Origin of the sequence: Pseudomonas sp. TMW22091, assembly GCF_022496705.1 — a bacterium.
Classification (GTDB): domain Bacteria; phylum Pseudomonadota; class Gammaproteobacteria; order Pseudomonadales; family Pseudomonadaceae; genus Aquipseudomonas; species Aquipseudomonas saxonica.
In genome coordinates this window covers 537,449-562,232 of record NZ_SCFI01000002.1, presented here as the reverse complement: position 1 = coordinate 562,232, position 24,784 = coordinate 537,449, and the positions used below count along the sequence as shown (strand labels likewise).

The 24,784-nt window shown below is 56.9% G+C and carries 18 protein-coding genes and 1 tRNA gene; 16 read left to right on the top strand and 3 right to left on the bottom strand.

Annotated elements, in window-relative coordinates; genetic code table 11:
* The first annotated feature begins 132 nt into the window (after positions 1 to 132).
* The 15 genes from rpsU to EQV93_RS06240 all read left to right on the top strand — a co-directional run bounded on the left by rpsU (position 133) and on the right by EQV93_RS06240 (position 19,894).
* Positions 133 to 348: a 30S ribosomal protein S21 gene (gene rpsU, locus EQV93_RS06310; RefSeq protein WP_002551877.1), complete on the top strand. Its 216-nt coding sequence runs from the start codon at positions 133 to 135 to the stop codon at positions 346 to 348.
* A gap of 475 nt (positions 349 to 823) precedes the next feature.
* Complete coding sequence (gene dnaG, locus EQV93_RS06305) at positions 824 to 2,773, top strand: DNA primase (RefSeq protein WP_240891166.1); 1,950 nt, start codon at positions 824 to 826, stop codon at positions 2,771 to 2,773.
* A gap of 68 nt (positions 2,774 to 2,841) precedes the next feature.
* A complete protein-coding gene (gene rpoD, locus EQV93_RS06300; RefSeq protein WP_122784156.1) occupies positions 2,842 to 4,689 on the top strand; it encodes an RNA polymerase sigma factor RpoD in 1,848 nt (615 codons plus the stop codon).
* A gap of 107 nt (positions 4,690 to 4,796) precedes the next feature.
* Complete coding sequence (locus tag EQV93_RS06295) at positions 4,797 to 8,168, top strand: bifunctional diguanylate cyclase/phosphodiesterase (RefSeq protein WP_240891125.1); 3,372 nt, start codon at positions 4,797 to 4,799, stop codon at positions 8,166 to 8,168.
* A gap of 15 nt (positions 8,169 to 8,183) precedes the next feature.
* Positions 8,184 to 8,260: transfer RNA gene (locus EQV93_RS06290), tRNA-Ile, on the top strand.
* Positions 8,261 to 8,944: 684 nt separating this feature from the next.
* Entirely contained in the window at positions 8,945 to 9,397 is a 453-nt protein-coding gene (locus EQV93_RS06285; protein WP_122784154.1) for an Lrp/AsnC family transcriptional regulator, read from the top strand.
* Positions 9,398 to 9,547: 150 nt separating this feature from the next.
* Positions 9,548 to 11,230 carry a flavin monoamine oxidase family protein gene (locus EQV93_RS06280; RefSeq protein WP_240891123.1) on the top strand — a complete coding sequence of 561 codons (1,683 nt, stop codon included), beginning with the start codon at positions 9,548 to 9,550 and terminating at the stop codon, positions 11,228 to 11,230.
* A 23-nt stretch (positions 11,231 to 11,253) separates the two neighbouring features.
* Positions 11,254 to 12,051, top strand: a complete 798-nt coding sequence (locus tag EQV93_RS06275; protein WP_240891122.1) for a carbon-nitrogen hydrolase family protein — start codon at positions 11,254 to 11,256, stop codon at positions 12,049 to 12,051.
* Positions 12,052 to 12,089: 38 nt separating this feature from the next.
* On the top strand, positions 12,090 to 14,522 hold the full coding sequence (gene pqqF, locus EQV93_RS06270; protein ID WP_240891121.1) for a pyrroloquinoline quinone biosynthesis protein PqqF: 2,433 nt from the start codon (positions 12,090 to 12,092) through the stop codon (positions 14,520 to 14,522).
* A 153-nt stretch (positions 14,523 to 14,675) separates the two neighbouring features.
* Positions 14,676 to 14,750 carry a pyrroloquinoline quinone precursor peptide PqqA gene (pqqA, locus tag EQV93_RS06265; protein WP_003444522.1) on the top strand — a complete coding sequence of 25 codons (75 nt, stop codon included), beginning with the start codon at positions 14,676 to 14,678 and terminating at the stop codon, positions 14,748 to 14,750.
* 95 nt (positions 14,751 to 14,845) lie between these two features.
* Positions 14,846 to 15,757 (top strand): pyrroloquinoline quinone biosynthesis protein PqqB, encoded by a 912-nt coding sequence (gene pqqB / locus EQV93_RS06260; RefSeq protein WP_146385976.1) that lies wholly within the window; start codon positions 14,846 to 14,848, stop codon positions 15,755 to 15,757.
* A gap of 173 nt (positions 15,758 to 15,930) precedes the next feature.
* Positions 15,931 to 16,683: a pyrroloquinoline-quinone synthase PqqC gene (gene pqqC / locus EQV93_RS06255; RefSeq protein ID WP_122784149.1), complete on the top strand. Its 753-nt coding sequence runs from the start codon at positions 15,931 to 15,933 to the stop codon at positions 16,681 to 16,683.
* Positions 16,680 to 16,955: a pyrroloquinoline quinone biosynthesis peptide chaperone PqqD gene (gene pqqD / locus EQV93_RS06250; protein WP_240891118.1), complete on the top strand. Its 276-nt coding sequence runs from the start codon at positions 16,680 to 16,682 to the stop codon at positions 16,953 to 16,955. The genes pqqC and pqqD overlap by 4 nt, the downstream gene beginning before the upstream one ends.
* Positions 16,956 to 16,962: 7 nt before the next feature.
* Positions 16,963 to 18,099, top strand: coding sequence for a pyrroloquinoline quinone biosynthesis protein PqqE (pqqE, locus tag EQV93_RS06245; RefSeq protein ID WP_167654274.1), 1,137 nt, complete (start codon positions 16,963 to 16,965; stop codon positions 18,097 to 18,099).
* Positions 18,065 to 19,894: a S9 family peptidase gene (locus EQV93_RS06240; RefSeq protein ID WP_240891117.1), complete on the top strand. Its 1,830-nt coding sequence runs from the start codon at positions 18,065 to 18,067 to the stop codon at positions 19,892 to 19,894. The genes pqqE and EQV93_RS06240 overlap by 35 nt, the downstream gene beginning before the upstream one ends.
* An 18-nt stretch (positions 19,895 to 19,912) precedes the next feature.
* Here the strand turns inward: EQV93_RS06240 and EQV93_RS06235 are convergent, their stop codons facing one another.
* Both EQV93_RS06235 and EQV93_RS06230 read right to left on the bottom strand, forming a co-directional pair.
* A complete protein-coding gene (locus EQV93_RS06235) occupies positions 19,913 to 20,071 on the bottom strand; it encodes a YqaE/Pmp3 family membrane protein (RefSeq protein WP_122784145.1) in 159 nt (52 codons plus the stop codon).
* A 185-nt stretch (positions 20,072 to 20,256) separates the two neighbouring features.
* Positions 20,257 to 21,540 carry an aspartate aminotransferase family protein gene (locus EQV93_RS06230; RefSeq protein WP_240891116.1) on the bottom strand — a complete coding sequence of 428 codons (1,284 nt, stop codon included), beginning with the start codon at positions 21,538 to 21,540 and terminating at the stop codon, positions 20,257 to 20,259.
* A gap of 228 nt (positions 21,541 to 21,768) precedes the next feature.
* Between EQV93_RS06230 and EQV93_RS06225 the strand changes: the two genes are divergently transcribed.
* Entirely contained in the window at positions 21,769 to 22,668 is a 900-nt protein-coding gene (locus EQV93_RS06225) for a LysR family transcriptional regulator (protein ID WP_240891115.1), read from the top strand.
* A gap of 295 nt (positions 22,669 to 22,963) precedes the next feature.
* On the opposite strand, the gene EQV93_RS06220 is transcribed toward EQV93_RS06225, so the two are convergent.
* A complete protein-coding gene (locus tag EQV93_RS06220; RefSeq protein ID WP_240891114.1) occupies positions 22,964 to 24,742 on the bottom strand; it encodes an acyl-CoA dehydrogenase C-terminal domain-containing protein in 1,779 nt (592 codons plus the stop codon).
* Positions 24,743 to 24,784 lie beyond the last annotated feature (42 nt).

Below are 24,784 nucleotides of genomic sequence, written 5' to 3'. Positions count from 1 at the left end.
AGCGGTTTTCGATCAGAGGCTTTGCATTCCGGGCGATGAGGGGTTAACATCCGCAACCCTTAAAAACCGACGTCTTCCAACGCGATTTTGCCTTGAGACGTTGACCCCGGTAATGAATGAAGGTAGCTCTGGATGCCAGCCGTCAAAGTAAAAGAGAACGAACCCTTCGACGTAGCTCTGCGTCGTTTCAAGCGCTCCTGCGAAAAAGCCGGTGTTCTGGCTGAAGTTCGCAGCCGCGAATTTTACGAGAAGCCGACTTCTGAGCGTAAGCGTAAAGCAGCAGCTGCTGTTAAGCGTCACGCGAAGAAAGTTCAGCGCGAGCAGCGCCGCGCCGTTCGTCTGTACTAATACACAGACGTTCGTTGCATGCTTCTGCCAAGCCCGGCCTAAAGCCGGGCCGTAGGCAGTTGCAGCAAGTTACACGCAACACTGTCAAGGCCGCAGATGCGACCGCGACAAAACGCTTTATCACGTCAGACCTGGCCTAATAGCCAGCGGTGCACGTCTTTACTGACGAGCCTTCCAAGGCTACCGACGAGCACACCCCTCTGATTCTCCTCAAAGACGATCAGCCCAAGGCACTCCTCACGTGCCTGCTTATTGAGCTATCCGAGGCCAGCCATTGGCCAACAGCGGAACTCAGAGCGCTACACCTACCGAAGCCATTTACACTGATTACTTAATGATCAGCGGTGTTTCGACAGATACACTTCCCCCACATGATTGAGCAGACGTCTTGCAACCCGGCAAAGCCCTTGCCTGCACGCTTTGATGACCACGCCTTTTATGCAGGTTAATGCTGCGCAGTGATGACGAGAACGCCATGGCCGGGCTAATTCCCCAGAGCTTTATTGACGACCTTCTGAACCGTACCGACATCGTCGATGTCGTTAGCTCACGCGTGCAAACGAAGAAAGCCGGCAAGAACTACACCGCCTGCTGCCCCTTCCACAAAGAAAAAACGCCGTCTTTCAGCGTCAGCCCGGACAAACAGTTTTATTACTGCTTTGGCTGCGGCGCTGGCGGTAACGCCCTCGGCTTCATCATGGACCACGACAACCTGGACTTTCCCCAGGCCGTCGAAGAACTGGCCAAAGCCGCGGGCATGGAAATCCCCCGAGAGGAGAGTGGACGCCCGCACAAACCGCGGCAGCCCACTGACTCTCCGCTGTACCCGCTCCTTACTGCTGCGGCTGAGTTTTATCGCCAGGCCTTGAAGAGCCACCCCGCCAGAAAAGCGGCCGTGGACTACCTCAAAGGCCGTGGCCTGACCGGCGAAATAGCCCGCGATTTTGGGCTAGGATTCGCACCGCCAGGCTGGGACAACCTGTACAAACACCTGAGCAGTGACACCCTCCAGCAAAAAGCGATGATTGACGCCGGCCTGCTGGTCGAGAATGCCGAAACCGGCAAGCGCTATGACCGCTTTCGTGATCGCGTGATGTTTCCAATCCGCGACAGCCGCGGCCGCATCATCGCATTCGGCGGCAGGGTGTTAGGCGACGACAAACCCAAATACCTGAACTCCCCTGAAACCCCGGTCTTTCACAAAGGCCAGGAGTTGTACGGGCTGTTCGAAGCGCGCAAGTTTAACCGCAGCCTCGATGAAATCATTGTGGTCGAGGGCTACATGGACGTCATCGCACTCGCCCAGCAAGGCTTGCGCAATGCCGTGGCCACGCTGGGTACCGCCACCAGCGAAGAGCACATGAAGCGCCTGTTTCGGGTCGTGCCCAGCGTACTGTTCTGCTTTGACGGTGATCAGGCGGGTCGCAATGCCGCCTGGCGCGCACTTGAAGCGACATTGCCATGCCTGCAAGACGGCCGACGCGCCCGGTTTCTGTTTCTGCCCGAAGGCGAAGACCCGGACACCCTCGTGCGCTCTGAAGGCACCGATGCATTCAAGGCCCGAATAAACCAGCACGCACAACCGCTGGCCGATTACTTCTTCCAGCAACTGACCGAAGAGGCCGACCCGCGTTCGCTCGAAGGCAAGGCTCATATGGCCACCCTGGCAGCACCGCTGATCGACAAAGTACCCGGCGCCAACCTTCGAACATTGATGCGCCAGCGCCTTAGCGAGATCACCGGCCTGACCAGCGAGACCGTCAGCCAACTGGCACAAAAAGCCCCCGCGCCGTCCCAACCTGCCTATGACCCGGGCATCGATTACGATGCCATGCCGGATTACAGCGACTTCCAGCAACCGGACACGTACCTCCCCCAGCAGGAATGGACACCCAAGAAACCCGGTGCTGCCGGCAAGAAATGGGAAAACAAACCCTGGGACAAAAAAGGCAAACGCGGCGGGGAGCGTGAACAAGCCTGGATTCCTGTCGGGGTTGAACCCCCTACGCTAACGGCCTTACGGACTTTGCTGCACCACCCGCAATTGGCAAAAAAAGTTGAAGATGCGGGGCACTTTGCCGCAGAAGACCAGACAAACAATCAACTACTGATTGCTCTGGTAGAGGCCGTACAGAAAAATCCTAAGCTAAGCTCCATACAGTTGCTGTCCCGCTGGCATGGGACAGAACAAGGCCGATTACTACAAAGGCTGCTGGAAAAGGAATGGCTAATTGATGCCGACAACCTTGAACAACAGTTTTTTGACACCATAACTAGCCTGTCAGCTCGCCAACGCGAGCGAAATCTAGAGCAACTTCTTCGAAAAGCACGTCAAGGCGAGCTCAGTAGCGAGGAGAAGCAACAGTTACTTGACCTTCTGGGTCGTAACAATTGCGCAACAAACCCGACCTCAACTGGCGCGTGAGGTCATAGCTAAGGTATAATCCTCGGCTTGTTTTTTTGCCCGCCAAGACCTTCAGTGGATAGGGTGTTATGTCCGGAAAAGCGCAACAGCAGTCTCGTATCAAAGAGTTGATCACCCTCGGCCGTGAGCAGAAATATCTGACTTACGCAGAGGTCAACGACCACCTGCCCGAAGATATTTCAGATCCGGAGCAAGTGGAAGACATCATCCGCATGATTAATGACATGGGGATCCCCGTACACGAGAGTGCTCCGGATGCGGACGCCCTTATGTTGGCCGATGCCGACACCGACGAAGCAGCTGCCGAAGAAGCAGCTGCAGCGTTGGCGGCTGTAGAGACCGACATTGGTCGTACTACCGACCCAGTACGCATGTATATGCGTGAAATGGGCACGGTAGAACTGCTGACACGTGAAGGCGAAATTGAAATCGCCAAGCGTATCGAAGAAGGCATTCGTGAAGTGATGGGCGCTATCGCGCACTTCCCTGGCACGGTTGACCATATTCTCTCCGAGTACACTCGCGTCACCACCGAAGGTGGCCGCCTGTCCGACGTTCTGAGCGGTTATATCGACCCGGACGACGGTATTGCGCCGCCCGCAGCTGAAGTACCGCCTCCTGTCGACCCTAAGGTTAAAGCCGAAGGCGATGACGAAGAGGACGACAAGGAAGAGAGCAGCGACGAAGAGGAAGAGGTCGAAAGCGGCCCTGACCCGATCATCGCAGCACAGCGCTTCGGTGCCGTCTCTGACCAGATGGAAATCACGCGCAAGGCACTGAAAAAGCACGGTCGCGACAGCAAGCAGGCAATTGCCGAGCTGGTTGCGCTGGCTGAGCTGTTCATGCCGATCAAGCTGGTCCCGAAGCAATTCGAAGGCTTGGTTGAACGTGTTCGCAGCGCTCTGGAGCGCCTGCGTGCACAAGAGCGTGCCATCATGCAGCTGTGTGTACGTGATGCACGTATGCCGCGTACTGATTTCCTGCGCCTGTTCCCAGGCCATGAAGTCGACGAAAGCTGGAGCGAAGGCCTGGCCAAAGGTAAAAGCAAATACGCTGAAGCCATTGGTCGCCTGCAACCGGACATCATCCGTTGCCAGCAAAAGCTGTCTGCTCTGGAGGCTGAAACTGGCCTGAAGATTGCCGAGATCAAGGACATCAACCGTCGCATGTCGATCGGTGAGGCGAAAGCCCGCCGCGCGAAGAAAGAAATGGTTGAAGCCAACTTGCGTCTGGTGATTTCCATCGCCAAGAAGTACACCAACCGTGGCTTGCAGTTCCTCGACCTGATCCAGGAAGGCAACATCGGCTTGATGAAAGCGGTAGACAAGTTTGAATACCGTCGCGGCTACAAATTCTCGACTTATGCCACCTGGTGGATCCGTCAGGCGATCACTCGCTCGATCGCCGACCAGGCCCGCACCATCCGTATTCCGGTGCACATGATCGAGACGATCAACAAGCTCAACCGTATTTCCCGCCAGATGCTGCAGGAAATGGGCCGTGAACCGACCCCGGAAGAGCTGGGCGAACGCATGGAAATGCCTGAGGATAAAATCCGCAAGGTATTGAAGATCGCTAAAGAGCCGATCTCCATGGAAACCCCGATCGGTGATGACGAAGACTCCCATCTGGGCGACTTCATCGAAGACTCGACTATGCAGTCGCCAATCGATGTGGCCACCGTTGAGAGCCTTAAAGAAGCGACACGTGACGTACTCGGCGGCCTCACAGCCCGTGAAGCCAAGGTACTGCGCATGCGTTTCGGTATCGACATGAATACCGACCACACCCTTGAGGAGGTTGGTAAACAGTTCGACGTTACCCGTGAGCGTATTCGTCAGATCGAAGCCAAGGCGCTGCGCAAGCTTCGCCACCCGACGAGAAGCGAGCACCTACGCTCCTTCCTCGACGAGTAAGACCAAAACCCCCGGCCCTGCCGGGGGTTTTGTTTTATGCCTGATACCCCTCCCCCGCGCTACAGTCCGACTACACTCCTGGCTTTGGAGTGTATTACGAGAAGCGCATGCCACGATCGCTTGCTGTCCTGTTCCTGTCATTTATTGCTTGGACGACTGAAGTTGGCGCATTAACGCTCACCGATGAAGAACAGCACTGGCTCAACGATCACCCACAACTGCGTCTTGGCATCGATGCCTCATGGCCGCCATTCGAGTTCCGCGATCAGGATGGCCTCTATACAGGTCTGGCCGCTGACTACGTAACGCTGATCGAAAAACGTTTGGGCGTAACAATCAAACCGGTTGAACCCCATAGCTGGACCCACGTACTTGAAATGGCCAAAGCCAAGGAAATCGATTGGCTATCGGGCATCATGTCCACCCCCGAACGCCAAAAAAGCCTTGCCTTCACCCGCCCTTATCTCGACTTCCCCATCGTCATCCTCGCCCACAAAGACGGACCAGCGCCTCACAGCATTAAAGAGCTGTATGGTCTCAAAGTCGCCGTGGTCGAAAACTATGCACCCCATGAATTGCTTCAAGCCCAGCATCCCGACTTGAACATTGTCGCGCTTCCCAACGTAAGTTCCGCTCTTCAGGCGTTAGCCACCGATCAAGTGGATGCCATGGTCGGGGACTTGGCCTCCAGTGTTTGGAGCATGCGCCAACTCAAGCTCAACGGCCTTTATGTCAGTGGCGAAACGCCCTATCGGTACCAACTGGCCATGGCCACCCCGAAAGACGAGACCCTATGGGCAGGGATTCTCGACAAAGTACTGGCTGACATCACCCCCGCCCAGACAGAGGCCATACAAGAGCGCTGGATAGGCTCATCAAGCGACTACTCCCCGGTGTGGCATACCCTGCTGACCTATGCCCTGCCTGGCGTATTGTTACTGATGACCGTGCTGATCGTTGTCATTCGTATCAATCGCCGCTTGAGCAGCGAAATCTCTCGACGCATTGCCCTCGAGCAAGCGCTACGTAGCAGCGAATATCACTACAGAGGCCTGATAGAAAGCCTTTGCGCGATTTCTTGGGAAGTTCGTTTGGATAATTACAATTACAGCTACGTGTCTCCACAGGCAGGAGCTTTGCTCGGCTATCCGCTAAGCGACTGGCTACTTGAGGGTTTCAGGAGCCGTCTTGTTCACCCCGACGACCTACAGTGGGTTCACGCTTATTGCGATGAGGAGATCAGTAGCGGACGCGATCACAGCGTTGACTATCGCGTCATAACCGCCCACAGAAAAACCTTGTGGATAAGAGACATTGTCAGCATAACGACCCACAACCAACAGCCCGTGCTGCGGGGCTTGATGATCAACATCAGCCAGTCAAAAGAGACCGAAGAAGCGCTACGCCTTTCTGAAGAAAAGTTCGCCAAAGCCTTTCATGCATCACCTGATGGTCTTTTACTGACCCGACAACGCGATGGCCTGTTAATCGAGGTCAATGAAGGCTTCAGTCATATCAGCGGTTACTGCAGCTCAGACGCCCTGTACCGCTCAACACTGGAGCTAGGGTTGTGGGCCGACCCGCAGCAGCGTATCGAGCTGTTGGCACTCCTTGATCAACAGGGCTTTGTACGTGATTTCCAATGCAGCGTGCGGCATCGGGACGGACGCACATTGCTCTGCGAAATATCCACTCGACCTCTGATGATTGGCAACGAAAACTGCATGCTGACCATCGCCCGCGATATCAGCGAAAGCCAGCTCATGCAGGAAAAACTACTGCAAACGGCAACGGTTTTTGACAGCACGGCTGAAGGCATCATCTTCACAGACCCGCAGCAAAACATCACTGCGGTCAATCGCGCCTTTACAGAAATCACCGGCTATAGCGAGCGTGACGCTTTGGGCCAGTCATCACGCTTAATGGCGTCAGGGCAACATGACAGCGCTTTCTATGTCTCGATGTGGCATCAGCTGTCCAACGAAGGGCACTGGCAGGGGGAAATCTGCAACAAGCGTAAAAATGGCGAGACCTACCCCTGCTGGATGACCATCAGCGCGGTATACGACAGCGACCACAAAATCACCCACTTCGTGGCCGTTTTTGCCGATATATCCAGCCTCAAACACGCACAAGACCGCCTCGATCATCAGGCACACCATGACCCGCTGACTAACCTCCCCAACCGCTTGCTGTTTGAAAACCGGTTGCAACAGGCGCTCAGCGAACCCGATCGGTATGGCCAGCAAGGTGCCGTATTATTTCTCGATCTGGACCGTTTCAAAAACATCAACGACAGCCTTGGCCACCCCATTGGCGACCTGTTGCTAAATGCTATCGCTACCCGCCTGAAAGAGCAGTTGCGGGACATCGACACCGTGGCCCGCCAGGGTGGTGACGAGTTCATCATCTTGCTGCCGGCACTCAAGAACCCCAGCGATGCCGAGCTGATTGCCAACAAGCTACTGGCCTGTTTCAACGCCCCCTTTGTTGCAGGTGAACATGAGCTTTTTATCAGTGCCAGCATCGGCGCCAGTATTTACCCCGATGACGGAACCGACGTCGCCACACTGGTCAAAAACGCCGACGCGGCGATGTACCGCTCAAAGCTTAAAGGGCGCAACCGTATTGAACGCTACACCCATGACCTGACTGCCCAAGCCAGTGCGCGAGTCCTGCTGGAACAAGAACTGCGCCGTGCAATGGAGCGCGGCCAGTTGTCATTGTCTTACCAACCCAAAATCAGCCTGAAAGACCATAGCCTGGTGGGGGCTGAAGCACTGATTCGCTGGAACCATCCTGAACTGGGAAACATCCCGCCTGATCGCTTCATCGTTCTGGCCGAAGAAAACGGCATGATCATCCCCATCGGCGATTGGGTACTTGAGCACGCCTGCCAACAATTAAATGCCTGGAAACAACTGTATGAGCCCTTCGGGCCCGTGTCCGTCAATTTGTCGGGCACACAACTGCGCCAACCCGCGCTGCTGGCACGCATTCAAGAGCTGCTCAAAAGTTACTCCCTTGAGCCAGATGCATTACAGCTGGAAATCACCGAAAACTTCATCATGAGTCAAACCGAAGAAGCGCTGGACGTCTTGCATAAGCTCAAGCAGCTTGGCGTACAGCTGGCCATTGATGACTTCGGCACCGGGTATTCCTCCCTCAGTTACCTCAAACGTTTACCGCTCAACACGCTGAAAATCGACCAGTCATTTATCCGCGGGCTCCCGGAAGATGCCGATGATGTCGCCATCGTCCGCGCCATCATTGCACTGGGGCGCAGCATGCAGCTGACCATCATCGCCGAAGGTGTAGAAACCCAGGCACAACAGGATTTCCTGGCTAAAGAAGGCTGCGAACAGATACAGGGTTACCTCGTCAGCGTGCCGTTATCTGCGGAAGAGTTCGCAGCTTCCTTTCTTCGTATGTCTATTTCAGACTTTTCGGATAGCACTGACGCTAAACCATCGTTATAATCCGCGACCTACTGAGGGCCTATAGCTCAGTTGGTTAGAGCAGGGGACTCATAATCCCTTGGTCGTAGGTTCGAGTCCTACTGGGCCCACCATACTCAAAGCCGCGCATTGCGCGGCTTTCGTGTTTCTGGAGTGGTCACTGTTTTTACAGTCCTACGCTCCACCCCTATCAAGCAGACAAAGTGCCGGTTCGCCAGCCCTCCGCAATCCCCTCCCCTATGGCTACACCTCAACCGTCCTTCCATGACCGGCGTGATGCGCAGGACAGGTCTCGACGTCCCTGTGCACACGGGAAAAAAATACAAAATAGGCTAGAGTTCAACGCTGCGCAGCGTTCGCACATGGGGTGGATAGCGGACGCTGCACATGGCCCGCAGACCCTCAGGCTTAGATATCGGAAGCTACAGAAGCGGCCTTGGGGTTACGGGCCTTGAGATGTGATTTGCACAATGGCCTACCACACAATCACATATGACGTTTTCCGGCCTCGGACTATAAGTGTCTGGCATGGGTCAGGCATAAAGCGGGCGCGGAACCTAAAGGAGATGGAATGAAAAGCAAAGTTAAAAAGGGACATGTGTTTTTGATTATTTTTATTGCGTTTGCTGTGTTCAGTTTCTTGATGACTAACTGGGATCAATCGTTGTGAGTTCCTGAACTCCACGTAAGGGGAACTTGGCAGAGCTTGCCCGCATAGGCTCGCTCAGCTGCAAAGCGCAATCACCGACAGCCCTGTACCATGAACATCCACATCGCTCATGCCACAGGAATCCCCCTTGTCCGATACTCGCCCACCCGCGCTGGATGAAATCGACCGTCAATTGATTGCCGCCTTGCAGCTCAATGCCCGTGAAAGCGTGGCGATGCTGGCTCGTCAGCTGGGCATCGCGCGCACAACGGTGACCTCGCGCTTGGCACGACTGGAGAAGACCAAGGTGATCACCGGATACGGCGTGCGTTTGGGCCAACGCCTGATCGATGGCGGTTTGCAAGCCTATGTAGGGATCACGGTGCAGCCCCGCTCCGGCAAAGATGTGGTGCGACGCTTGAGCGCAATGGCTCAGGTGCAACAGCTTTGTGCGGTGAGCGGCGAGTTCGACTACGTGGCATGGCTGCGCAGCGACTCCCCCGAGCAACTGGATCAATTGCTCGATCAGATCGGCAGCGTTGAGGGCGTCGAAAAAACCACGACGTCGATCATCCTCAGCAGCAAAGTGGATCGTAAATAACGCATTACGACTACCAACCTCGTCATATTGACTAAAAAAAAGCCATTCCGACGACAGTTTGCGTCTTATTAACGAGTTCTACGCTCCCTATCATGGTGCCTGTCTTTTCCTATACTCAGCGTTAAGCGCGGGTCGCCAGCAAGGTCAGCCATGAATAAGAAGAATCGTCACCCTCTGGACGGCAAAAAACCCGTCACCATTTTCGGCCCGGACTTCCCCTTCGCGTTTGATGACTGGATCGAACATCCGGCGGGCCTGGGCAGTATTCCCGTTGAGAAGCTGGGTGCTGAGGTGGCCATTGTCGGTGCGGGCATGGCCGGCATGGTGGCGGCGTACGAATTGATGAAACTGGGCCTCAAGCCCGTGGTGTATGAAGCCTCGAAAATGGGCGGGCGTCTGCGCTCACAAGCCTTTGAAGGCAGCGAAGGGGTAATCGCTGAACTGGGCGGCATGCGCTTCCCGGTGTCCTCAACGGCGTTTTACCACTACGTCGATAAGCTGGGGCTGGAAACCAAACCTTTTCCCAACCCGCTAACCCCCGCGTCAGGCAGCACCGTGATTGACCTTGAAGGCCAAACCTTCTACGCCCAAAAACTCTCGGACTTGCCTGCATTGTTCCAGGAAGTTGCTGACGCTTGGGCCGATGCACTGGAAGCAGGGTCACGCTTTGGCGATATTCAACAAGCTATCCGTGACCGTGACGTGCCTCGCCTGAAAGAATTGTGGAACACCCTGGTGCCACTCTGGGATGACCGCACGTTTTACGACTTCGTCGCCACGTCAAAAGCCTTCGCCAAGTTGTCGTTCCAGCATCGCGAGGTGTTCGGTCAGGTAGGGTTTGGCACAGGCGGCTGGGACTCTGACTTCCCAAATTCCATGCTCGAAATTTTCCGCGTGGTCATGACCAACTGCGACGATCATCAACACTTGGTAGTCGGCGGTGTAGAACAGGTGCCACTGGGCATCTGGCGTCACGCGCCTGAACGCTGCGCCCACTGGCCCGAAGGCACCAGCCTTAGCTCGTTGCACCATGGAGCACCGCGTACCGGGGTCAAAAGCATCAGCCGCAGTGCAGACGGACAGTTTTCGATCACCGACAATCTGGGTGTCACCCGCCCTTACGAAGCGGTTCTGGTCACCTGCCAAAGCTGGCTGCTGACCACACAAATTGAGTGCGAGGAGTCGCTGTTCTCGCAAAAAGTGTGGATGGCGCTGGACCGTACGCGCTACATGCAATCGTCGAAAACTTTCGTCATGGTCGACCGTCCTTTCTGGAAAGACAAAGACCCTGAGACTGGCCGCGACCTGATGAGCATGACGCTCACAGACCGCCTGACCCGCGGCACTTACCTGTTTGATCACGGCGTTGACAAACCGGGGGTGATTTGTCTGTCGTACTCGTGGATGAGCGACGCTCTGAAAATGCTGCCGCATCCTGTCGAAAAACGCGTCAAGCTGGCGCTCGATTCCTTGAAGAAGATCTACCCTAAGGTGGATATTGCCAGCCGCATCATTGGCGACCCGATCACCGTGTCATGGGAAGCTGACCCGCACTTTCTCGGCGCTTTTAAAGGCGCGCTGCCGGGCCACTATCGTTACAACCAGCGTATGTACGCACACTTTATGCAGCAGGATTTTCCACCCGAACAACGTGGTATTTTTATTGCCGGTGATGATGTGTCCTGGACACCTGCGTGGGTCGAAGGCGCCGTACAGACCTCATTGAACGCGGTATGGGGCATCATGACCCACTTTGGCGGCAGCACTCACGCCGCAAACCCCGGCCCTGGCGATGTGTTCAATGACATCGGCCCCATCGCCCTGCCGGATTGATCGCCCCACAGCAGGAGCACTTTATGCGCGTCGCGCTTTATCAATGCCCGCCTTTGCCACTGGATGTGGCGGGCAATCTGCAACGACTGCACACCATCGTCTTGCAGGCCAAAGACAACGTAGACTTGCTGGTCCTGCCTGAAATGTTTCTAACGGGCTACAACATCGGCGCCAAAGCCGTCGCCGAACTCGCGCAAGCGCAGGACGGCGACGCCGCACAGCAGATTGCCGAATTGGCGAAAGCCAATAACATGGCCATCGTTTACGGTTACCCCGAACGCGCCGAGGACGGGCACATTTACAACAGCGTGCAGCTGATTGATGCCCAGGGCCAAAGCCTGTGCAACTACCGCAAAACGCATCTTTTCGGTGAGCTGGATCGCCTGATGTTCAGCCAGGGGCCCGATGCCTTTCCGGTCTTCGATCTGGAAGGCTGGAAGCTTGGCTTGCTGATTTGTTATGACCTTGAGTTCCCGGAAAACGCCCGCCGTCTGGCCCTGGCGGGTGCTGAGCTGATTGTGGTACCCACGGCCAACATGGCGCCTTACGAGTTCATTGCAGATGTCACTGTGCGCAGCCGCGCCTTCGAGAATCAGTGTTATGTGGCCTATGCCAACTATTGCGGGCGCGAGGACGACATTCAGTACTGCGGCCATAGCAGTATCGCAGCGCCTAATGGCGTACAGATCGCACTGGCCAACGACGAAGAAATGTTGATTGTGGCCACGCTGGACAGTCAGCAATTGCTCGATGCCAAAGACGGTAATTTTTACCTGGCCGACCGTCGCCCTGAACTTTACAACGAGCTGACCAAGCGCTGATCCGCTAGCATAGGTACTTCTCTGTTGCGGAAGTGCCCATGCCTGCGCTGAACCACCCTCACGCCCAACGTTTGACCCTGAATAACGGTCTCACCCTTTCTGTGCGCCAAGAACCGCGCCTCAATCGCTGCGCAGCCGTTTTGCGCGTAGCAGCAGGCAGCCACGATGTGCCCGCGGCTTGGCCGGGGCTGGCGCACTTTCTGGAACATCTGCTGTTTCTCGGTACAGAGCGCTTTGCCGCCCAAGACAATCTGATGGCCTACGTGCAGCGTCACGGCGGCCAAATCAACGCAAGAACCAGCGAGCGCCATACCGACTTCTTTTTCGAACTCCCGCCCAGCGCTTTTGCGGGTGGCCTCGAACGCTTGTGGGACATGCTCGCCCACCCGAGCATGAACAAAGAAACGCAACTGCGCGAACGCGAAGTGCTGCACGCCGAGTTTATCGCCTGGACCCGTGAGGCATCGGCCCAGCGCCAACTGGCGCGGCTGCAAGCGCTGAACCCGGCGCACCCGCTCAGGGCTTTTCATGCCGGTAATCGTTACAGCCTGCCGATCCCCCGCCCGAGCTTTCAACAGGCCTTGCAGGATTTTTATCAGCAGTTCTACCAAACCGGGCAAATGACCCTTAGCTTGGTTGGCCCGCAATCAGTGACGGAGCTTGAAGCACTGGGCGAGCATTACAGCGCCGTCTTGCACACCGGCAAAGCTGTACCGCAGATCGCCCCGCCCGCCCTGATGAGCACAGGTGAACACGCCTATCACCACATTGACGGGCAGCACCTGAGCCTGATGTTTGCCTTCGACCCGTTGCCGCCCGAATCGGCTCAGGCACTGGCGTTTCTCTGCCACTGGATCAACGCCGACAAACCGGGCGGACTCGTCGCAGCGTTACGCCAGCAACACCTGATCGACACCCTCAAAGCCAGTCCTGTTTATCAGTTCGAAAGTCAGGCACTGCTGCAAATCGAGTTCAGTGCTGCCAGCGACATTGCTGAACACGCTTCCAGCATTCGGGACACGTTTTGCGACTGGCTGTCGTTCTTCAGTGCTCAAGCCGAATGGCCGACCCTGCGCGACGAATACCATCGGCTGCAACAGCGTCAGCAAGCCGTGAGTGGTGCATTGGAACTGGCCCGCCGCGACGTAGAGCAACACACTCTCCAGTTGTCGGATCTAGGCGTCACCGCACTCAAAAGCGCACTGCAACAGATGCAACCCACAGCGCGTCATGGGTCAGCACACGACTGGCAATTGCCAACGCCGAACCCGTTTCTCAAGGTGCCGGATGAACCCGTCAGCGCAGGCTTGATTCGTGGGCAGACCAGCGCGCATCGAGGCTTGCGTACCTTTGCTCAAGATCGGTTGCGAGATCGACGCGCCCCGTCTGCCATGAGCTTTAGCTCAGCCATTGCTGCGCACAACACAGAGGCGTCGATTTATCTGCGCTGGAGCCTGCCGGGGCAATTGGACGATGTGCTGCTGGTACGTCTGCAAAGCAGTTTGCGCTCACTGCAACAGGATGCGCGCCAGGCGGGAGTTGAGGTGGTGCTGAGCGCATCAGGGACACACCTGCTGCTCAAAATGCAGGGCTTTCACACGCCTATGCCCACCATTCTGGAGCACGCTCTTCGCTCACTCGTCGCGCCGGGTACATACGACGCTGCACCAGCGCCTACCCTGATGCCCATTCGCAACCTGCTTAAGCGTCTGCCCGAGATTCATCAACAGGGGGCAGCGCCCGAGGTCAGCGATCTTGAGCAGTGCTGGGCAACCGCGCAATGGGAAGGGTTAGCCGTCGCCTTGCCCGCATCGACCCAAGCTGTAATGACAAGTGTCTTGAGCAAAGTTCCTGGCACGCCAAAGGCGCAGCATTCAGAGCCGCCAGCATTGCGGCACACTTGGCACGTCGAACCCGGCGACTCCAGCGAACAGGCCCTGTTGGTGTATTGCCCGGCCCCCATCGGTCATCTGGCTGACGAAGCCGCATGGCGGTTGCTCGCGCACCTGGCCCAAACACCGTTCTATCAGCAACTGCGAGTTGAGTTGCAACTGGGCTATGCCGTATTCAGCGGTCTGCGGCAAATTAACGGCCAAACCGGCCTGCTGTTCGGCGTGCAATCACCTCACGCCTCTGTGGCTGAAATCCATGCGCACATCGAAGCGTTTATCACCGCACTGCCGGCATTGATCACCGTGCTGGATGAAACTTCTTTCACGCAGGCGCGCACCTCCTTGGCACAACAATTTTCGAGCGCGTCACTGGGGGCGCTCCAGGCCGCAGAGCTACTGTGGCACGCCAAGCTGGCCGGCCATCCGTCGGATTACCTGACAGCCCTCTACAACGCGCTTATGACGCTGGATCAGGCCACTACACTGTCTGCAGCACAGCGCATTGCCCAAGCCGAAAATGGCTGGCTGTGTTTAGCAACACAAGCAGCGCCTGAAGCGTTTTATCAAGGAAAAAGCTGATCGTTACCAACCCTGCAATGAGCTTTCTTCCACATCAGGCGTTCAAAAAGCGTCAAATTTAGTAACATAGCCACCTAAGCTTTTGAACAGCCCCTCCGGGAGCTGGACTAATCAAGAGACACCCATTCACCCACCTGCTGAAGGAGTCACGAAATGGCTTGGACTAAACCTGCTTACACCGACCTGCGTATTGGCTTTGAAGTCACCATGTACTTCGCAAGCCGTTGATCTGTTTTGGCTCTTCCATAGAGAGCTGAGCAGAGCAACCCAACGCCTCGGTTCGCCGGGGCGTTTTTATTTCCAGATTTGCAAGAGAACACGCCATGTTTGTCCAGATTTTAGGTTCCGCCGCTGGCGGTGGTTTCCCGCAGTGGAACTGTAACTGCGTCAACTGCGCGGGTTTTCGCGATGGCACGCTGAACGCCAAGGCACGCACCCAGTCATCGATTGCCATCTCCGATGACGGCGTCAACTGGGTACTGTGCAACACCTCGCCCGACATCCGTGCGCAACTGCAGAGCTTTGCCCCGATGCAACCGGGCCGCGCTCTACGGGATACCGGGATCAGCGCCATCATTTTGATGGACAGCCAGATCGATCACACCACCGGCCTTTTGAGCCTGCGAGAAGGCTGCCCGCACGATGTGTGGTGTACCGACATGGTGCATGAAGACCTCAGCACCGGCTTCCCGCTGTTCAACATGCTCAAGCACTGGAACGGCGGCCTGAACTGGCACCGTATTGAGCTGGAAGGCTCATTCACCATCCCCGCCTGCCCGAACCTGCGCTTCAGCCCGTTGCCTTTGCGCAGCGCCGCGCCGCCGTACTCGCCGCACCGCTTCGACCCGCATCCGGGCGATAACATTGGCCTGATCGTTGAAGACCTGCGTACCGGCGGCAAACTGTTCTACGCACCGGGCCTGGGCAAAGTCGATGCGCCGTTGCTGGAAATCATGGCCGGCAGCGATTGCCTGCTGGTGGACGGCACGATGTGGGACGACGATGAAATGCAGCGCCGTGGCGTTGGCACACGCACTGGCCGTGAAATGGGTCATCTGGCCCAAAACGGCCCCGGCGGCATGCTCGAAGTGCTTGAGCAGTTGCCTGAGCAGCGCAAGGTGCTGATTCATATCAACAACACCAACCCGATCCTCGATGAAGACTCTGCCGAGCGCGCCGAACTGGCCCGCCGGGGTGTTGAAGTCGCCTTTGATGGCATGAGCATCGAGCTGTAAACAAAACGATTCGTAGCAGCTGCCGCAGGCTGCGTCCGGTTGCGAAGCAATCGTAGAAAGGCATATCCGGGTTTAACTGATAAACCGCGCGGTCTGATTTCAGGACGGCTTTGCCGCCCAACGCAGCCTTCGGCAGCTGCTACGAAGGCAAAACCAATTAATTTGGAGGCACCATGACCCAAGCCCCACTCTCCACCGCCGAATTCGAAGCAGCCCTGCGCGCAAAAGGCGCGTATTACCACATCTATCACCCGTATCAGGTGGCGATGTATGAAGGCCGTGCGACCCGCGAGCAGATTCAGGGCTGGGTCGCCAACCGCTATTACTATCAGGTCAACATCCCGCTTAAAGACGCCGCCATCCTCGCCAACTGCCCTGACCGGGAAGTGCGCCGCGAGTGGATTCAACGCATGATCGACCACGACGGCGCTCCCGGTGAAGACGGCGGCATCGAAGCCTGGCTGCGATTGGGGCAAGCCGTTGGCCTGGACCCGGATCAACTGCGCTCTCAGGAACTGGTCCTGCCGGGCGTTCGTTTTGCGGTGGACGCCTACGTCAACTTCGCCCGTCGCGCCACCTGGGAAGAAGCCGCCAGCAGCTCGCTCACCGAAATGTTCGCGCCGCAGATTCACCAGTCACGTCTGGACAGCTGGCCGCAGCATTACCCGTGGATTGATCCGGCCGGTTATGAATATTTCCGCACGCGTCTGGGCCAAGCCCGCCGCGACGTTGAACATGGTCTGGCGATCACTTTGCAGCACTACACCACCTACGAAGGCCAGCAGCGCATGCTGGAAATTCTCCAATTCAAACTGGACATTTTGTGGAGCATGCTCGATGCCATGACCATGGCCTACGAACTGGATCGCCCGCCTTATCACAGCGTGACCGACCAACGTGTCTGGCACAAAGGAATCACCCTATGAACTTCGATCGCAGCAAAATCCCGACCTGGCGCCCCGGCTACCGCTTTCAATACGAGCCAGCGCAAAAAGGCCACGTGCTGCTATACCCCGAAGGCATGATCAAACTCAACGACAGCGCAGCCTTGATCGGTGGACTGATTGATGGCCAGCGCGACGTTGCCGCTGTCATCGGCGAACTGGACAAACAGTTCCCCGGCGTACCCGAGCTCGGCGCAGACATCGAGCAATTTATGGAGGTCGCTCGTGCAGAGCACTGGATCGAACTTGCCTGAGAGCCCGATGGCGCTGCCACCCAAACCCGAAGTGGGTCTGCCGCTGTGGCTGCTGGCCGAGCTGACGTATCGCTGCCCGCTGCAATGCCCGTACTGTTCCAACCCGCTGGACTTTGCCCAGCAAGGCAAAGAGCTGACGACTGAACAGTGGATCAAGGTGTTTCGCGAAGCGCGGGAAATGGGCGCAGCGCAGTTGGGCTTCTCCGGCGGCGAACCCCTGGTGCGCCAGGACTTGGCCGAATTGATCGCAGAAGCCCGCAAACTGGGTTTCTACACCAACCTGATTACCTCGGGCATTGGCCTCACCGAGCAAAAAATCAGCGATTTCAAAAAAGCCGGGCTGGACCATATTCAAATCAGCTTCCAAGCCAGCGACGAACAGGTCAATAACCTGCTGGCCGGCTCAAAAAAAGCCTTTGCGCAAAAGCTCGAAATGGCCCGCGCCGTCAAAGCCCACGGCTATCCGATGGTGCTGAACTTTGTGACCCATCGGCACAATATCGACAAGATCGACCGCATCATCGAGCTGTGCATCGCCCTTGAAGCCGACTTCGTGGAACTTGCCACCTGCCAGTTCTACGGCTGGGCACAGCTGAACCGCGTCGGCTTGCTGCCGACCAAAGAACAGCTTGTCCGGGCCGAGCGCATCACTAACGAATACCGGGCCAAACTTGAAGCCGAAGGGCATCCCTGCAAGCTGATATTTGTCACCCCTGACTATTACGAAGAACGCCCAAAAGCCTGCATGAATGGTTGGGGCAGTATCTTTTTGACAGTCACCCCTGACGGCACAGCGCTGCCGTGCCACGGCGCACGGCAAATGCCGGTCGAGTTCCCCAACGTGCGCGACCACAGCATGCAGCACATTTGGTACGACTCGTTTGGCTTCAACCGTTTTCGCGGTTACGACTGGATGCCCGAGCCTTGCCGCTCGTGTGACGAAAAAGAAAAAGACTTCGGCGGCTGTCGTTGTCAGGCCTTTATGCTCACGGGCGATGCCAGTAACGCAGACCCTGTGTGCAGCAAGTCGCCACAGCATGACCTGATTCTCAAGGCGCGCGAAGAAGCCGAGCACGCCACTCAGACCATCGAACAACTGGCCTTCCGAAATGAACGAAACTCCCGTCTCATCGCCAAAGGCTGAACCTTTCAGCGCCGCACTCGCCGTCGCCGCGGGGATCGATTTCGCCGAGTTGCGGGTCGGCTCTGCTGGCCTGTTCTGGAATGAATACCGGCCCCAAGACGCGGCTTGCCGCCTCTGGCACTGGAGCGATGGCCAGGCCCACTGCCTGACGCCTGCGGGCTTCAGCGTGCGCAGCCGAGTGTACGAATATGGCGGCGGCGCCTTCTGCCTGAGCGATGACGGTGTGGTGTTCGTCAATGAGGCCGATCAGCAACTCTACCGTCAGGCACTCGATGGCAGCGCACCACAGGCGCTGACCACGGGGACGTGCCGCTATGGCGATGTGCAGTGGTCTGACGGACGGGTAATGGCGGTCGAAGAACAGGCCGAACAGCACCGGCTGGTCAGCATTCATGCCAGTACCCTTGAGCGTCAGGTACTGGCCGAGGGCGCTGACTTCTACGCAGCGCCAACCTTGAGCCCGGACGGTCAGCGTCTGGCCTGGATCGAATGGAGCCGACCGCACCAGCCCTGGACCGCCACACGCCTGATGCTGGCCGAAGGGCAAATCGACGGTCAGTGGAATGCCGCTCACTGTATCGCGGGCGACTTAAGCGAAGAGTCGCTGCAACAGCCACGCTTTGACGAACACAATCGTCTGCATTGCCTTACCGACCGGGCGAGCTTCTGGCAGCCTTGGGCTGAGTCCGGCGAAGGGCTTGTTCCTGCCCCCGCCAGCGCCGCCGATCATGCGCCTGCACCTTGGCAATTAGGGGCCAGCACCTGGTTACCGCTGGGCGAGCAGAGCTATCTGGCCAGTTGGACAGAAGCCGGATTCGGACATCTGGGTCTGCGTTTAGCCGACGGTACCGTTGAAGACTTCACGGGAGAGTACAGCCGCTTCCGTAGCCTGGCGCTGGATGAAACGTTCATCTATTGCATTGCTGCATCGCCCATCAGCCCCTCGGCCGTCATCGCCATTCGTCGCAGCGACAAACACATGAGCGTTCTGGCCGGCGGCGTTGCGCCTCTGCCTGCCGATCAGATCAGCTACCCGCAAACCCTGCATTACCCTTCTGCGGGCGGCGAGGCACACGGCTTTTTCTACCCGGCAATGAACGTACAGGGTGCGCCGCCGCTGGTGGTGTTTATACACGGCGGCCCTACCTCGGCCTGCTACCCGATGCTCGACCCACGTATTCAGTACTGGACGCAGCGCGGCTTTGCCGTGGCCGATCTGAACTATCGCGGCAGCACCGGTTATGGCCGCGCCTATCGCCAAGCGTTGCACCTGAAATGGGGCGAAGTGGATGTAGAAGACGCTTGCGCCGTTGTCAGTCATCTCGCAGCGCAGGGTTTGATTGATGCCAGCAACGCCTTTATTCGCGGGGGTAGCGCGGGGGGATACACCACCTTGTGCGCCTTGGCATTCAAGAACGTGTTCCGTGCGGGGGCCAGCCTTTACGGCGTCAGTGACCCTGTTGCTTTGGCCAGGGCTACCCATAAGTTCGAAGGCGATTACCTGGACTGGCTGATCGGCGACCCGCAACGCGACGCCGAACGTTATGCGGCCCGCACGCCTTTGCTACACGCCGATAAAATCCGCGTGCCGGTGATTTTCTTTCAAGGTGAGTTGGACGCAGTGGTTGTGCCGCAGCAGACCCGCGACATGGTCAAGGCACTGCAAGACAACGGCATTCCGGCTCAAGCGCATTACTACCCGGACGAACGCCACGGCTTTCGAAAGGCCAGTAATCAGGCTCACGCACTGGAGCAGGAATGGTTGTTTTATTGCAATGTCATGCAAAACCGGTAGCCGCTGCCGCAGACGGTCTTATCGTTTAGCGATGATGTAAACCGCGTGCACAACGCCCGGGATATAACCACAGAGGGTCAACAGAATATTCAGCCAGAATGCACCGGCGAAACCCACTTGTAGAAACACACCCAGAGGTGGAAGCAGGATGGCGATGATGATTCTTATAAAGTCCATATTTTCAGCTCCCCAAAATAAAGTGGGCTCATTCAAGCCCGACCGTTAGTCGACTCCGGGCGCGGTTAAAAGGTTCAGTGCCAACTTATCCCCAGGCAAAAAAAACGCCCCATGCCGAAAGAAACAGGCATGGGGCGCGCGGGATACCGCGAGACGGTTCGTTAAATTCTGTGGAGTGGGTGCGATCAGACCGCAACCCCTCGACGGCACTGCAATTGCGCAGTGCGAACGCGGGCAAAGGCCCGGGCCAGACGCAGCAGCATCTCGTCAATATTGCCTTTGCTGACGCACAGCGCAGGCGTAAAACGCAAGCAGTCAGGCTGCGGAGCGGTGATCAGCAAGCCCTCATACAAGGCCGCCTTGACCACGGCATCTGCCGAGTTGTCTGACAGGGTCAAACCCCAGAGCAAACCTTGGCCGCGCAGTTCACCCTGTGCATAACTATTGGCCAGGCGACCCAGTCCTTCACGCAGGTGATGACCGGCTTCGCGAACGTCTTGCAGGAAGTTCTTTTCCAGCAGCGTGTCGAGCACGGCAACCCCGGCGGCGGTCATCAAGGCATTGCCATGATGGGTGCCGCCCAACTCACCCGGCTCCAGGCAACACGCCTTGCCTCGCGCCAGCAATGCCGCCAATGGCACGCCGCCGCCCAAGCCTTTGCCCAAGGTCACAATATCGGCTCGTACGCCGTAATTTTGCTCCGCCAGCAGGGTGCCGCAACGACCCATACCGGTTAGTACTTCATCGAGAATCAGCAAGATGCCCAATTCTCGACAGAGCCGCTCTACGCCCTTGAGGTAATGCTCGGTGGCAGGAATCACCCCGGCTTCACTCTGCACAGGCTCCAGCATGATCGCCACGGTCTGCGCATCAACCGCCGCATGCAACGCGGGCAAGTCATTGAACGGCACATTGATAAAGCCCGGCAGTTGCGGCTCGAAACGGTTATCGAACGTGCCGCTGCCAGAAGCCGACATCGCGCCAAAACTGCGGCCGTGGCAGCTGCGGGTTGCCGTGATGATGCGATGAGCGCCACCGCGATGCAGCTGGCCCCACTTACGTGCCAGCTTGATCGCGCCTTCGTTGGCTTCAGCCCCTGTGTTCAGAAAATGCACCTGATCGCTGCCCGTGCTTTCACACAGGCGCTGGGCCAAGGTCAACATGGCACGGTTATAAAAACCGGCACCCGGGTTCATCAACGACTGTGTCTGATCGGCCATCGCCTTGATCAACACCGCGGGACTGTGCCCCAGACTGTTCACCGCACCACCTTGCGTGAAGTCGAGATAGGCGCGGCTGTCGCTGTCCCACATCCAGGAGCCCTGACCGCGCACAAAGACCTGCGCCGGGCGCTCTACGCTGGGCATCAGATAGTTGACTGGCAGAGAGGTGCTTTCTGGTGGACGCACAGCAACAGCCGCCAGTTGATCAAGACTGGACGTTTGACGACGCAGGTTAAACAGGTTCATGCACGCAGACCTTGTGACCATAAGCAGAGTTAATATGCAACTGTCCTGGTTCTAGCAGGAGCCTTTAACCTCTAACGGGTTTTCAGCTGCGCCTATGTAAAAGAACCTGTTTCAGGTCTTGGGTATCAGACCATTCGGCTCGATCAGCCCAGCGCAATGGGCGTAGACTAGGGGGCAACGGCCTTTTCAGCCATTTCGATTTTTAAGCATTTTCGATAAGTATTACTTATGGATTTCAAGCAACTGCGTTATTTCGTCGCGGTCTATGAAGAAGGCCACGTAGGCCGTGCTGCCGAACGCCTTTCAATCTCGCAGCCAGCCCTGTCCCAGCAGATCCGCCAGCTCGAACATAACCTCGATGTCAGCCTGTTTGAGCGCAGCAGTAAGCGCCTGCTGCCGACCCTTGCGGCCCACACGCTGTACAACCACGCGTTGCCACTGCTCGACGGTTTGCAACGAACCAAAGAAGCGCTCAGCAATTTCCGGGGTCAGGCGTTGCGCACCCTGGCGATTGGCGTCTTGCAAACCGTGCACACCAGCCTGGTGCCACAGATGCTGGAACGGGTGCGCAAGGCCCAGCCTCATTTAGTGGTGCAGATTTACGAGCTGACCGGCATCGAGATTGAACGACGCCTGCTCAATGGCACGCTGGATATAGGCATCAGCTACCTGCCGCCCCGTCAGGGCGGACTACATGGCTTGGTGTTGTATGAAGACGAACTGCAATTGGTGATACCGGCTGATCATCCACTGCGAGAATTCAAGAAGGTGTCTGTGACACAGGCTGCAGAGCTGCCAATGCTGTTGTTGGGTGAAGAGTTCCAGGTGCGACAAATCTGGAAAACCCAATTGGCCAGCTTAGGCCGTCGCCCCCAGGTGCAGGCTGAATTGAACACAATGGCGGGGATTCTCGAGAGTTTGCCGCACACCAAGCTGGCTACAGTGCTACCGGGCCGCTCTCGTCATGAACATGATAATCAGGCACTTCTCTGGAAACCCCTGAGTGAGCCGCGTGTACCGCTGACGGTAGGGCTGGTGTGTCGCGATGTGCAACGCCAGCAAGCCACACTGGGGCTACTGCGCACACTGCTTGAAGACGTGATGCATGATAAAGAAGGTGTGTTGTAGGCGCAGCTTAGAGCCGTCCTAATTGCGCACACCGGTTTTACGACGACCTTGTCGCCGCTTCGGCAGTTATTTCTGGCGCACAAAAAAGAAAACCCCGCCGAGGCGGGGTTTTACAGACTGTTTCCCTGACATCCATTTCACTCCGCCGTCCTGGCAGAATCCTACGTGTCCGTGTTGTTTCTTTGAGCTTCCTGCTCTACGTCCATGGCAATCAGATTACCTGTGGATCCAATCTGGGGATATGGGAGATTGGCAGTGCGTAATGTAAGCAAATGCTTACATTGTGGTAAACATTTTAAAAATGTGATTCATCCAGCAGATAAAGCGACTCGCTGCCAGCCCTTACTGAAGCACTCAAGGAGTGAATACGCGGCAGCAAACGGGCGAAGTAGAAACGCGCAGTACCCAGCTTGCTGACGTAAAAATCCCCATCGGACTCTTTGCCCACTGCAGCTTTCGCCATCATTGCCCACATGTAGGCATACGCGGTGTAACCAAAAACGTGCAGGTACTCAACCGAAGCTGCACCGATTTCATTCGGGTTGTTTACCGAGCGATCCAGTACCCAGGCTGTCAAGGCGTCAAGTGTGTCCAGAGCTGAGGCCAAGGGTTGGGTGAACTCGCTCAAGTCGCTGTGGGACGAGGCGATAAACTGACGAATTTCGTCGGCAAATAAACGGTAATAAGCCCCGCCATTGGCCACAACCTTGCGACCGACCAGATCCAGCGCCTGAATACCGTTGGTGCCTTCGTAGATTTGCGTGATGCGCACATCGCGCACCAATTGTTCCTGGCCCCATTCGCGAATATAGCCATGCCCACCAAAGATTTGCTGGCCATGCACCGTTGTTTCCAGACCAAGGTCCGTCAGGAAAGCCTTGGCCACCGGCGTCAATAACGCCACCAGCGCATCCGCGCGCTCACGCGCCGCCGGGTCTTCACTGAACTTGGCGATATCCAGTTGGTTGGCCACATAGGTCGAAAAGGCACGACCGCCTTCGTTGCTGGCTTTCATGGTCAGCAACATGCGACGCACATCGGCGTGGACAATGATCGGGTCAGCCACTTTGTCTTTGGCTTGAGCGCCGGTTGCTGCGCGACCTTGCAACCGGTCGCGGGCGTATTCCACAGCGTTCTGATACGAACGCTCACCCGAGGCCAGCCCCTGAATGCCAACGCCCAGACGTTCGTAATTCATCATGGTGAACATCGCCGCCAAACCACGGTTAGGCTCGCCGACCAGATAACCCACCGCTTCGTCGAAGTTCATCACACACGTTGCCGAGGCCTGAATCCCCATCTTGTGTTCGATAGAGCCACAGGTGACCGTGTTACGCGCACCCAGGCTGCCATCGGCATTCACCATGAACTTGGGCACCAGAAACAATGAAATGCCTTTCGGGCCTGCCGGGGCATCCGGCAGTTTGGCCAGCACCAGATGGATGATGTTTTCGGTGAGATCGTGTTCGCCACCGGTGATAAAAATCTTGGTGCCGCTGACTTTATAAGAACCGTCTGCCTGAGGTTCAGCCTTGGTGCGGATAATCCCCAGATCAGTACCGGCATGAGGCTCAGTCAGGCACATGGAGCCTGCCCATTCGCCTGAGTACATGTTCGGCAAGTAAGTCGCTTTTAATTCTTCGCTGGCGTGGGCATTGATCGACACGCACGCGCCGGAGGTCAGCATCGGATACAAGCCGAATGCCAGGCTGGAGGAATTAATCATTTCTTCGACTTGGGCCGATACCGACTTGGGCATGCCCATGCCGCCGAACTCAGGGTTACCGCCCACCCCCACCCAACCGCCTTCGGCGTAGGTTCTATACGCGTCGACAAAACCGGCAGGCGTTGTGACCACGGTGTCTTGCCAATGACAGCCTTCTTCGTCCCCACTGCGGCTCAAGGGTGCAATGCTTTTGGCCGTTACCTTGCCTGCTTCTTCAAGAATGGCTTCTACCGTTTCAGCATCAACAGACTCTGCCAATGCAGGCAGTTGCGCCCAAAGAGAAGCAACCTCAAAGACTTCATTGAGGACGAAGCGCATATCGCGCAGGGGCGCTTTGTAATCAGCCATGGCAAACCTCGTGATAGTTAAACGGTAAAGCCCGAAACGGAC

Excerpts from the sequence above, each read along its gene's own strand:
- EQV93_RS06275 (WP_240891122.1), top strand. The coding sequence starts at position 11,254 with ATGCGCGTCGCGCTTTATCAATGCCCGCCTTTGCCACTGGATGTGGCG.
- EQV93_RS06225 (WP_240891115.1), top strand. The coding sequence starts at position 21,769 with ATGGATTTCAAGCAACTGCGTTATTTCGTCGCGGTCTATGAAGAAGGC.
- EQV93_RS06295 (WP_240891125.1), top strand. The coding sequence starts at position 4,797 with ATGCCACGATCGCTTGCTGTCCTGTTCCTGTCATTTATTGCTTGGACG.
- EQV93_RS06280 (WP_240891123.1), top strand. The coding sequence starts at position 9,548 with ATGAATAAGAAGAATCGTCACCCTCTGGACGGCAAAAAACCCGTCACC.
- dnaG (WP_240891166.1), top strand. The coding sequence starts at position 824 with ATGGCCGGGCTAATTCCCCAGAGCTTTATTGACGACCTTCTGAACCGT.
- pqqB (WP_146385976.1), top strand. The coding sequence starts at position 14,846 with ATGTTTGTCCAGATTTTAGGTTCCGCCGCTGGCGGTGGTTTCCCGCAG.
- pqqC (WP_122784149.1), top strand. The coding sequence starts at position 15,931 with ATGACCCAAGCCCCACTCTCCACCGCCGAATTCGAAGCAGCCCTGCGC.
- EQV93_RS06235 (WP_122784145.1), bottom strand. The coding sequence starts at position 20,071 with ATGGACTTTATAAGAATCATCATCGCCATCCTGCTTCCACCTCTGGGT.
- EQV93_RS06230 (WP_240891116.1), bottom strand. The coding sequence starts at position 21,540 with ATGAACCTGTTTAACCTGCGTCGTCAAACGTCCAGTCTTGATCAACTG.
- pqqE (WP_167654274.1), top strand. The coding sequence starts at position 16,963 with ATGGCGCTGCCACCCAAACCCGAAGTGGGTCTGCCGCTGTGGCTGCTG.
- rpoD (WP_122784156.1), top strand. The coding sequence starts at position 2,842 with ATGTCCGGAAAAGCGCAACAGCAGTCTCGTATCAAAGAGTTGATCACC.
- pqqF (WP_240891121.1), top strand. The coding sequence starts at position 12,090 with ATGCCTGCGCTGAACCACCCTCACGCCCAACGTTTGACCCTGAATAAC.
- EQV93_RS06240 (WP_240891117.1), top strand. The coding sequence starts at position 18,065 with ATGAACGAAACTCCCGTCTCATCGCCAAAGGCTGAACCTTTCAGCGCC.
- rpsU (WP_002551877.1), top strand. The coding sequence starts at position 133 with ATGCCAGCCGTCAAAGTAAAAGAGAACGAACCCTTCGACGTAGCTCTG.
- EQV93_RS06220 (WP_240891114.1), bottom strand. The coding sequence starts at position 24,742 with ATGGCTGATTACAAAGCGCCCCTGCGCGATATGCGCTTCGTCCTCAAT.
- pqqD (WP_240891118.1), top strand. The coding sequence starts at position 16,680 with ATGAACTTCGATCGCAGCAAAATCCCGACCTGGCGCCCCGGCTACCGC.